General features: G+C 74.2%; 1 protein-coding gene. It reads left to right on the top strand.

The annotated features are described in order from the left end of the window. A partial coding sequence (locus GL263_RS27250; protein ID WP_182858394.1) for a serine/threonine-protein kinase occupies nt 1-954 on the top strand: 954 nt, incomplete at both ends.

The following is a 954-nucleotide window of genomic DNA, read 5'->3' as shown; positions in this document are numbered from 1 at the left end:
GGCAGATACCGGCTTCTGGAGGTGATCGGCCGCGGCGGCATGGGGGAGGTGTGGCGGGCCAGGGACGAGTCACTGGGCCGCCGGGTGGCGGTCAAGTGTCTGCGTCCGCAACGCGCGCAGACCGACGGCGAGCTCTCCGGCGAACTCCGCCGGCGGTTCCGCCGCGAGGCCCGGGTCGCCGCCGGCCTGCAGCACCGGGGCGTGACGGTCGTCCACGACTTCGGCGAGTCCGAGGGCGTGCCCTTCCTGGTCATGGAACTCCTGGACGGCCACAACCTCAGCCAGCTCCTGGACGCCGGGGACGGCCGCCCGCTCGCCGTCACCGAGATCTGGGACATCGCCCAGCAGATCGCCGAGGCACTCGTCTACACCCACGCCCAGGGCGTCGTCCACCGGGACCTCAAACCGGCCAACGTCATGCGGCTGACCGACGGCACCGTGAAGATCTGCGACTTCGGCATCGCGCACCTGGGGCAGGAGGCCGGGTTCACCGCCCGGCAGTCCGGCGGCGCCGCCATGGGCACCCCGCACTACATGTCGCCCGAGCAGATCGCCGGCGAGGACGTCGACCACCGCAGCGACCTGTACTCGATGGGCTGCGTGCTCTACGAGATCGCCGTCGGCGCGCCGCCGTTCGACCTGGAGGACGCCTGGTCCGTCCTGGTGGGCCACCAGGAGACCGAACCCGTGCCGCCCAGGACGCTGCGCGGTGAACTCCCGCCGGAACTCGACGAACTGGTCCTGACGCTGCTCGCCAAGGACCCCGACCGGCGTCCCAAGGACGCCGCCGAGCTGGCCCGGCTGGTGGCCGACGGCCGGCACCGGCCCGCCTTCCCCGTCCACGTCGGCCCCGGCCCGAGGCGCCCGGCGGCCGTGACCGCACCGGACGCCGGCGCCGAACCGCCGCCGGACTGGGTGCGGCGGCTGCGCGGCGGCCCGCTGGCCGCGCACACC

This window comes from Streptomyces durbertensis (genome assembly GCF_014156695.1).
Classification (GTDB): domain Bacteria; phylum Actinomycetota; class Actinomycetes; order Streptomycetales; family Streptomycetaceae; genus Streptomyces; species Streptomyces durbertensis.
This window is presented reverse-complemented; position numbering and strand designations above follow the sequence as displayed.